Raw genomic sequence first — 9,450 nt, 5'->3', positions numbered from 1 at the left:
ATTCCAATCATCTTGTTACAGGCTTAGAAAATGGGGCTTACGGTAGAGATTACCTCATCGGCTTGGATAAGCAGCTAATGAGTTTGGTAAACAAAAAGACGAGCTAAATGTAATACATCGGTTGGAAAAAGTATGATTTTCCCTGCTGCTTTAGTCCATTAAGGGCAACTTACCTTTTCAAATACTACGGTTTTTAGATATTATTACAGTGATTTAGGTAAATATAAAGCTATCCTAAGCTTCACTATCTCCAAGTTGGGGTAGTAAAGTACACATTGGCGGCTTAATTATCTACTTATATATATTCAACACATTAACTGCTTAGTGATATAAAATTTGACTTAAAGTCAAAGTTATAAGAGCATGGCGACAAGAAACTTACAACTCCTAAATATGTGTCTCTATGCAAGACGCATACATGTTTCACACAGATGAAAAAAAATCCAACTTTTAACAGTGCCGGTAAACTGACTGCTCTTTTGTTCCTGATAACTCTCTTTCTCACGCCTTGTGTGATTGTAAATGCAGGTGAACGTGGTGTCTTGATGGAATTTGGTGAAGTACAAAACCAGATATTAGGTGAAGGACTTCACTTAATTATTCCTGTAGTTAATACTGTAAAAAAGTTAAGTATTCGAGTCCAAAAGCAGGAAATTTCGGCTGAGGCTTCTTCTAAAGATTTACAAAATGTTTTCACCGATGTCGCTCTCAATTGGCATATTGTTCCCCAAGAAGCAAATGCCATCTTTCAAGAAATTGGAGATGAACAAGATATAGTTATTCGGATTATTAACCCAGCAGTTGAAGAAGTGCTAAAAGCAGTAATGGCAAAGTATACTGCTGAAGAAATTATTACTAAACGAGGAGAAGTCAAAGGTGGAGTAGATGATGCATTATCCACACGATTGGGTAGCTATCACGTTGCAGTTGATGATATTTCTCTAGTTCATGTCCATTTTTCAGAAAGATTTGGTGAGGCGGTAGAGACGAAGCAGATTGCTGAACAAGAAGCAAAACGAGCAGAGTTTATCGCGCTGAAAGCAACAAAAGAGGCTGAGGCAAAAGTTAATTTAGCAAAAGGAGAGGCTGAGGCGCACAGATTATTACGTGATGGTTTAACTCCCGAAATTCTGCAAAGGCAAGCAATAGAAAAATGGAATGGCAAGCTGCCATTAATTGTCAGTAAGGAGGCTCCAAAATTGTTTAATTTAAGTGAAATTTTAAAATTTGATAAAAATTGAGATTCTTTTTAAGAAAATATCTGCTTATACATCAGGAGCATCCCATTTTTGCGAAAACATCAAATAGCCAGTTGACCATTAAGATAGGCACAGCACAGTTGTAGCATTGGTGGTACATTTTCAGGATGCCACTGAGCGCTGGAAAGTTTTAACCTGATGCCGATGTTTAATGCCTTAAAAAGGGGGGAACCGGAATTAAAGCCCCCCTTTTTAAGGGGTGCTGGGGGGATCGATAACGTTTTGCTACCAACGAAAGGACTTTTCAAACATCCTCTAAGATTTACTTTATCAATAGATAAATAATTTTTGGCATAGTGTTTCACCTCTTCACATAAGCTTATTAATAATTAAAGATAAAACTTATGCTTAACCACATCATAATTTTTAGGTTTAAGGCTAAATAATTGGCAGTAGACATAATTAAACGGAACTATAATTTCATTATCTTTTCTACCTAATGCCTTATACTTCATACCTTATGCTTTATTGTAAGCAGTGACATTTATTTTTACCCATCTATATAACCTTGTATTTATAACTCTAAGACTGAAATTTTGCTATTAGCTTGATAATTACTTCATGTAAATTTCATAAAAGTGTTTTTAGTTTTATAAGGAGTGTTTTTTAGATAAAATTAACTACTAAAATCAGGGTTACGATTTATGCGTTTTTTTCATTTTTCAGGGATTCTTGCTTGTACAACAGCAGCTTTTATATCAATTGCACCTATAGAGGTAGAAGCTGCAACTTTTAAAGTGATATCTGGGGTCACTAGCATTGATCGTGACCACGAGGATATTCTTAGAAATATCGGACTAATCTTGACAGGCAGTCATAATACAGTCGCACCAATTCCCAGCAATTATTTGGTTGGCTTTAACATCGAGCCAGCCAGCAACTTTACGTTCAGCGATGAGGGCGGTTTTACTCCGCTCTCAGGTACAATCGAGCACTCTGGGACTGTTACCTTCAACGATCAAATTACTGTTGGTGATTTTTCAATTGGTTTGGCTCCAGGACGTACCGTTAAAGATGCTAGCGGATTTGTTTTAAGAGACACATATTCTTTAAATACAATTTTGTTTGATTTGAGTCTTCCAGAACCTGTGGCATTTGATGGTCAAAATTTAACCATCCCTGATGTTAAATTGCTGGTTTCTCCAGAGTTTGCTAATATCCTGCAAAAACCTGAATTGACAGGTTTGTTTGCTGGAACTGCACGAATTGATGCTGAAGTTGCTGCCGTACCTGAACCTGATAGTGTACTAGCAGTTTTGGCAGCAGGTGCGGCTCTCTTGGCAACTAGATTTTATACTCGAAAAATTAAATGCACTTGATATCTTTAAGCATTGCTAAATGCTTATTAACAGGTGCAAGGGTATTGGCAGCAATCAGCCGACTGGCGGCGACTGCTGGTAAACCAATGCCGGGAAATGTCGAGTCTCCACAGCACATTAGTCCTGCTAATGGTGTGCTAGGCCCGGGAAACATTCCATTTCCAGCCTGAATTGCTGGGCTGTATGAACCTTGAGAAGCTTTGGGGCAGCTATTGCGATCGCAGCCCAAATAACTTACGAGAAAGATTACGTTCTCAAATTCGCTAACTATATCAGAGCGTTTCCAACCAAAGACGCTCGAAACGTTCTCCAGATAAGAGATTAGCTCTTAGCTAATTTATCTTCAGAGACAACTAAGCGCATCCTCACATCACATATATATCCCCCTGCTGCCGATGGGCTGTGTCATCGCACCTGTTGCCCATTAACCTCTAACCCCTTGGATAAGCTAGCGTGTGATACTAAGCCCATCGGCAAGGGTAATATTAAGGAAAGAGCTATATATGGATATAACCGCGCTTAATGGGGTCTATACAATAGATAGCGTCAAGTTAAATCATGCCATCGTAAAAATCCGTGTAAATGATCAAAGAAAATCAACTAGAGACAGTACACTAGAATTATCCAGACAAAAAACAACTGGAATATGACTAACCGAGCTTTTGACAAAAGTTTAGATGTAAGTGCGGTGGCTCATTATATAGCCGAAGGAACCCGCCAAATTGTTAATACGATGAAAGAGGCAGACGTAGATAAAAACTCAAGCCTTGAAAAAGATATTGTAAAATTATCAGACCAATCACACACAGAAAAAGACAAAGCTAAACAAAAATTTGATGAAGAAAGAGCAAGAGTTAGAGAACAATTTCATAGAAAACATCGAAGATATTAATTTAAAACATTTTATCTATTTAGATAGAAATAGATTGCATTCATACTCTTCACAATTATTAAATGGAATAGTACAAATTAAACGACTAACAGAAAATGAAGCAAATAAAATAACTCAAGGTACAGATGAAGAATATACAGAAGAAATACAGGAAGATGGTAAAGAGGGAGAAATTAGTATAGGCCCTAAAAACTTAGCTGGTGGATTAAGCGGTAAAACAATTGACAAAACAATAATTAGAAAGGGGTTTAAAAAGGGAATAAATGCGGATACTAAAGAATATTCTTATTCTTCTTCAGAAGATATAGTAGATCATGATAATGGATATTTGGATTTTGAAGAAGGTTTAATTAGAAAAGGAATTTTAAAAGAAATAAAAAGTGAATTAGATTTAAAAGAATATTCTTCGTTAATAAAAATAACAGGAACATCTAAATTTTTTGATTGGAACTCAATTATAGAAACATTTACCGATAAAGATATATTATCAATATTCTTAAATCAAACACAATTAAATAGTAATCAGAGAAAAGCAAAAGAACAAGAAATTAAAATTGCGCTAAAAATGCTAAAAGCTTTTTCACTAGGAAGTATTACAATACATACAAAAATAGGAGATTCAAATGCAATTGGATCTATAAACCCAGAAAATCTTTGTATGACCAGGGAGCAATTAAGAACAGGTTATATTATGCCAGGTGACGTTGAAGTAAGTATTGTTGGATTTGTCCCAAGAAGAAAAGTAGAAAAAATAGATTACCCTGGCATGGCAGGAACAATAGATATGATTGAGCTATTAACAGCATTCGTAGGAAGAGTTGATATTGCAATAGACCCAATTGCAATTTATACAAAAATTAATTGATAAATTTATAAGACTTACGCATTGTACAAATTTATTATCTGCAAATCAAAGAAAATACGTCGTTTCAGGCTTTTATCAATCATCATTTGATAAATAGTGATCGCCTAAAAAGTTTTGAAAAATCAAGGTTTAATGCCTGAAATCCATTATCATATTTGCTTTTCCTGTCAATGCGTAAGTCCTAATTGATTACTATTTTCTCTCAAGCTAAGGCTATTCAATGCACTTGATATCTTGCAGCATTGCTAAATGCTTATTAACTGGTGCAAGGGTATTGGCAGCAATCAGCCCACTGGCGGCGACTGCTGGTAAACCAATACCGGGAAATGTCGAGTCTCCACAGCACATCAGCCCTGCTAAAGGTGTGCTAGGCCCAGGAAACATCCCACTTCCAGCCTGAATTGCTGGGCCGTAGGAACCTTGATAACGACGGAGATAACGCTCGTGAGTTAGAGGTGTACCAACAAGTGTGACTTCGCAACGAGAGCGAATATCTGGAATTATGCGCTCTAGCGCTTGCCACATTACTTCTGAACGCGATCGCTTTTTTTCGGCGTATTCTTGGTTCCTTCTATCCATTCCTTGCCAGATGGCATACGGCTCATTACCAGGAGTATAAACATGAATTACGTGCTTACCTGGTGGCGCTAAGGATGGATCGAGAACTGAAGGAATTGATATCACCACAACATTCTGAGGTGCTGTTATGCCCAATTCCCAGTCATTAACTACGATGTAATGACACCGCAAATTTGACTGTAATCCTTGAGCATCAATGCCTAAATGTAAATGCATAAAGCTATCACATTCAGGTGTTGCTTGTCGTTTAGCGCGGTACTGTTTGGGTATTGCCTTTTCTGGTAGTAACTTCAGTGTGTCCCAAACCGATGCGTTAGAAATTACTGCTCGGCGTGCCCGGATTTCGGAGCGATCGCGCAGACGAACACCCACCGCACGATTCGCTTCTACAAGCACTTCTTCAACATGAGCGCCCAGCATCAACTTCCCACCGTGACGCTCTAATCCTTGTACAAGGGTGTCAACTAAAGCACCACTACCACCAATGGGATATTCAAGTATTGCGTCTGGGCGATACCAGTCAGCAAACATAAATCCTACCTCTGCGGCGCTAGTGCCATCTGCGGGCAATCCAGAAAGCAGGAAACACAGCAAGTTGAGCCAGTTTCGGGTAAAAGGATCTTTAACAACGCCATCCATAATCCGGCTGAAGGGGCCCGTCAGCTTAATCATATTCGGCAGATGTTTTGTCAGAGATGGGATAAATGGGCCCACAGTTCTAGCTGCACCAAAGTCAAAGCGTAATGCCGCCGGTGGTATGGAAGTTGCTGCACTAGCGAATGGTTCCATAATGCGCTGGAGTTCCTGCCATTCGGCTACAGCATCATGTCCCCGAAATTTCATCAGCACTTCACAAAATTGCTCCGCACCAACCGACGTATCAAAATCACCTTCTGGTACACAACAACCCCAAGTATTGTAAGTTACGCATGGTAATTCCGAGCCAATTGCATCTAAGACTTGCCGCAGAGGGTTGGCAGAGGGGCTGTAAGACAGTCCAGAGTAGAGAGACGGGCCCGAGTCAAATTTGAAACCATTGCGCTCAAAAGCATGAGCAGCGCCTCCAGCAATGGAATGACTTTCGCAGACTATTACATCAAAGCCATACCGTGCCAAAACAGCAGCACAACTCAAACCGCCAATACCGCTACCAATAACAACTACATCTGTAACTTGCATATATGTTTGCAACAATAAACTAAAACAGGTGTGGAAACTTGGATAATATCATTCGCTCCTCCATCCATAAACCGCTCTAATTGGTTAATATCATCACAAATGATGGACATTAGAGACTTCCATTCAAATTAAAGGGTTGATTCACACAGACTAATGAGAAGCTTAAACTAGTAACTGAGTTTACCCAGACGCAAGTAAGACTTTTTACTCAGCAGTATGGGCTAGAGAAGGAAAACAAGAAGAAAAATAATAACTATTCATGACAAATGACCAATGACCAATGACTAACTCATATTGGAGAGAAGAATTTGAAAAATCAGCAATTTGGAAATTGGCAAAGCACAGTTTTAGGAATTGTGTTAGCAACATTAGTGCTTTTGGGACTAAATTCCTTTATTATTATTAACCCAGGACAAGCAGGAGTAATCAGTATCTTAGGTAAAGCGAGAGATGGGGCATTATTGGAAGGGATTCATGCAAAACCGCCTTTTATCTCAGTGATAGATGTGTATGATTTGACGGTGCAAAAATTTGAAGTGCCAGCAGAGAGTTCTACCAAAGATTTGCAAAATTTATCTGCGAGATTTGCAATCAACTTTCGCCTCGATCCCATTAAGGTAGTTGAAGTTAGAAGGAAACAAGGAACCTTAGCAAATATTGTATCGAAAATCATTGCACCACAGACCCAAGAAGCATTTAAAATTGCAGCCGCTAGAAGAACAGTAGAAGAAGCAATTACCAAAAGAAGTGAGTTGAAAGAAGACTTTGATGAAGCGCTAGGCGATCGCTTAGACAAATATGGGATAATTGTGTTAGATACTAGCGTAGTTGATTTAGCATTCTCACCAGAATTTGCAAGAGCTGTGGAAGAAAAACAAATTGCTGAACAACGGGCGCAAAGAGCCGTTTATGTAGCACGGGAAGCAGAACAAGAAGCACAAGCAGATGTGAATCGCGCTAAAGGTAGGGCAGAAGCTCAAAGACTGTTAGCAGAGACACTCAAAGCCCAAGGAGGACAGTTAGTTCTGCAAAAAGAAGCAATTGAAGCTTGGAGGAGTGGCGGCGCTCAGATGCCCAAAGTCCTCGTTATGGGTGGTGACTCAAAAAGCGGCGTTCCCTTCATATACAACCTTGGAAATGTCCAAAATCAACCTTAATTCGAGTGAATAATATTTAGTAAGTTGGGCTAGTACAACTTGGCGGAAATAAACCTACCATTTCATTACAGCAATAAAGCCCAAAATTAAAGCTTTTTGACTTTTGACTGCGTGAATGCGTGACTTCCGCCTTGCGGCACTAGTCCCAACTTCAACACAACAGAAAAACCAACAAGACAATAATCGAAGTTTATGTCAACCCCCAATCCTCAGAATCTCACCGCCGAAGAAGCGAAAAAATTACTGAATAAATTCAACTGTCTAGACATTGCGCCTGTCCTCAAGCCATCAGAAAAATTAGTAATTCGTAGTGCCTTAATTTTAATCGCTAAACTTGCTGATTATCAAATTTTAGGAATTTGTGCTGATACGGCAGAAGAAGGAATACTTGCCATGAAAACTTATTCCCTGGCTTTGGGTTATGAAGCACCAGACAATTTACTGACTCCTGTTGGCCCAGTTTATATCAAATTAAATGGTAAAAATGGCTTGTGTTATCTCGATTCTTATGCTGGACATCATCGTGGCGTATTAGTATCTTGTCAGTCTTACGACGAAGACGGAATCAACGAAATGTATGGACATCTCCCCTTGGATTTATTTGTATAGAATTTGGCGAATGTAGGTAGGGTATGTGCCTTACCTACTAACTAATAATCAATGAAACACTACTAAATGTTATGAGTATTATTACACTACAATCAGTAAAAAAAGACTTTGGCATTAAGGAAATTTTAAAAGATGCCAGCTTTAGCCTAGATGCTACCGATAAAGTTGGCTTAATTGGTACTAACGGTTCAGGCAAATCAACCCTATTAAAAATGATCGCCGGGTTAGAATCGATTGATAGCGGTCAGATTTTAGTCAACTCTGGTTCTAGAATTATCTACTTACCCCAGTTACCAGATTTAGATGAAAATCATACAGTTTTAGAACAAGTTTTTGCTGACAGTGGCGAACACATGGCTTTGGTGCGTGAGTATGAAGAACTCTCAGATAAATTGGCTCACTATCCAGATGATAGCCAACTGATGTCTCGCCTTTCTGTAGTGATGCAACGGATGGATACAAATGGTGCTTGGGAATTAGAAACTAATGCTAAAATCATCCTCACCAAATTAGGAATTTCTGACTTTGACGCCAAGATAGGCACTTTGTCTGGAGGCTATCGCAAGCGTATTGCTTTAGCATCAGCGTTGCTCGCAGAACCAGATGTTTTGCTCATGGATGAGCCGACAAACCATCTTGATGCTCTTTCTGTAGAATGGTTACAAAGTTATTTAAATCGCTATCGCGGCGCACTTTTTCTCATCACTCACGATCGCTACTTTCTAGATCGCGTTACCAATCGGATTATTGAAATTGACCGAGGCGACATTTACACCTTTACAGGTAACTATTCATATTACCTGGAAAAGAAAGCTTTAGCTGAAGAATCTGCTGTAAGTAGTCAACGTAAACATCAAGGCTTATTGCGGCGCGAGTTAGAATGGCTCAAAAAAGGGCCGAAAGCCAGAAGTACCAAGCAAAAAGCTAGAATTGACCGCGCTCACGCTCTGCGGGATACTGAATTTAAACAAGTTCAGGGTAAGGTTGATATTTCTACAGTTGGTCGTCGCATTGGGAAAAAGGTTATTGAATTAGATAACATTTCTAAGGCATACAATGGACGTACTTTAATTAATAATTTTACCTACGAATTTAGTCCAGAAGACCGCATCGGCATTATCGGCGCTAATGGTGCTGGTAAATCCACTTTAATGGATATTATTACCGGTCAGATTAAGCCAGATTCAGGTGTTGCAGAAATTGGGACTACAATTCACATCGGTTATTTTGACCAGCATTCTGAAGAATTGCTCACAGCTTTAAACGAAAATCAGCGCGTGATTGACTACATCAAAGAAGAAGGAGAGTTTATCAAAATTACCGATGGGACTCAAATTACTGCTTCTCAAATGTTGGAGCGGTTTTTGTTTCCTGGTAATCAACAGTATGCCCCAATTAATAAACTTTCGGGTGGTGAAAAACGCCGTTTATTTCTGTTACGGGTTTTGATGAGTGCGCCCAATGTCTTGATTTTAGATGAACCGACAAACGATTTAGATGTTCAGACATTAGCAGTATTAGAGGATTATTTAGAAGATTTTGTCGGGTGTGTAATTGTAGTTTCTCACGATCGCTACTTTCTTGATCGCAC

9 protein-coding genes and 1 pseudogene are annotated in these 9,450 nt (G+C 39.0%); 8 read left to right on the top strand and 2 right to left on the bottom strand.

The genetic code is table 11. The features are described 5' to 3' along the window. Positions 1 to 431 precede the first annotated feature (431 nt). On the top strand, positions 432 to 1,241 hold the full coding sequence (locus VE944_RS12655) for a prohibitin family protein (RefSeq protein ID WP_324977482.1): 810 nt from the start codon (positions 432 to 434) through the stop codon (positions 1,239 to 1,241). A 662-nt stretch (positions 1,242 to 1,903) separates the two neighbouring features. Further along, positions 1,904 to 2,578: a hypothetical protein gene (locus VE944_RS12650; RefSeq protein ID WP_324977479.1), complete on the top strand. Its 675-nt coding sequence runs from the start codon at positions 1,904 to 1,906 to the stop codon at positions 2,576 to 2,578. Here the strand turns inward: VE944_RS12650 and VE944_RS12645 are convergent. Next, positions 2,565 to 2,771, bottom strand: a pseudogene (locus tag VE944_RS12645) (carotene isomerase); the annotation flags it as partial. The gene VE944_RS12650 and the pseudogene VE944_RS12645 overlap by 14 nt on opposite strands. Here VE944_RS12645 and VE944_RS12640 point away from each other — a divergent pair. The 3 genes from VE944_RS12640 to VE944_RS12630 all read left to right on the top strand — a co-directional run bounded on the left by VE944_RS12640 (position 2,769) and on the right by VE944_RS12630 (position 4,335). Beyond that, positions 2,769 to 2,903, top strand: coding sequence for a hypothetical protein (locus VE944_RS12640; RefSeq protein WP_324977484.1), 135 nt, complete (start codon positions 2,769 to 2,771; stop codon positions 2,901 to 2,903). The pseudogene VE944_RS12645 and the gene VE944_RS12640 sit on opposite strands and share 3 nt — an antisense overlap. Before the next feature lie 321 nt (positions 2,904 to 3,224). Next, positions 3,225 to 3,470, top strand: a complete 246-nt coding sequence (locus tag VE944_RS12635; protein WP_324977477.1) for a hypothetical protein — start codon at positions 3,225 to 3,227, stop codon at positions 3,468 to 3,470. Next, positions 3,415 to 4,335, top strand: coding sequence for a DUF6414 family protein (locus VE944_RS12630; RefSeq protein WP_324977475.1), 921 nt, complete (start codon positions 3,415 to 3,417; stop codon positions 4,333 to 4,335). The genes VE944_RS12635 and VE944_RS12630 overlap by 56 nt, the downstream gene beginning before the upstream one ends. A 213-nt stretch (positions 4,336 to 4,548) precedes the next feature. Here VE944_RS12630 and VE944_RS12625 read toward each other — a convergent pair whose 3' ends face one another. After that, positions 4,549 to 6,093 (bottom strand): phytoene desaturase family protein, encoded by a 1,545-nt coding sequence (locus VE944_RS12625; protein ID WP_324977472.1) that lies wholly within the window; start codon positions 6,091 to 6,093, stop codon positions 4,549 to 4,551. A gap of 308 nt (positions 6,094 to 6,401) precedes the next feature. Between VE944_RS12625 and VE944_RS12620 the strand changes: the two genes are divergently transcribed. The 3 genes from VE944_RS12620 to VE944_RS12610 all read left to right on the top strand — a co-directional run. After that, positions 6,402 to 7,250 (top strand): prohibitin family protein, encoded by an 849-nt coding sequence (locus VE944_RS12620; RefSeq protein ID WP_324977469.1) that lies wholly within the window; start codon positions 6,402 to 6,404, stop codon positions 7,248 to 7,250. Positions 7,251 to 7,442: 192 nt separating this feature from the next. Continuing rightward, positions 7,443 to 7,859, top strand: a complete 417-nt coding sequence (locus tag VE944_RS12615) for a DUF1824 family protein (RefSeq protein WP_324977466.1) — start codon at positions 7,443 to 7,445, stop codon at positions 7,857 to 7,859. Between the two features lie 71 nt (positions 7,860 to 7,930). Then, the coding region (locus VE944_RS12610; RefSeq protein ID WP_324977463.1) for an ABC-F family ATP-binding cassette domain-containing protein at positions 7,931 to 9,450 on the top strand (1,520 nt) is incomplete at its 3' end.

Origin of the sequence: Nostoc sp. (assembly GCF_035638895.1) — a bacterium.
Taxonomy (GTDB): Bacteria; Cyanobacteriota; Cyanobacteriia; order Cyanobacteriales; family Nostocaceae; genus Nostoc.
Note: the sequence above shows the minus strand (reverse complement) of the source record. Positions and strands in the feature narration are given on the sequence as shown.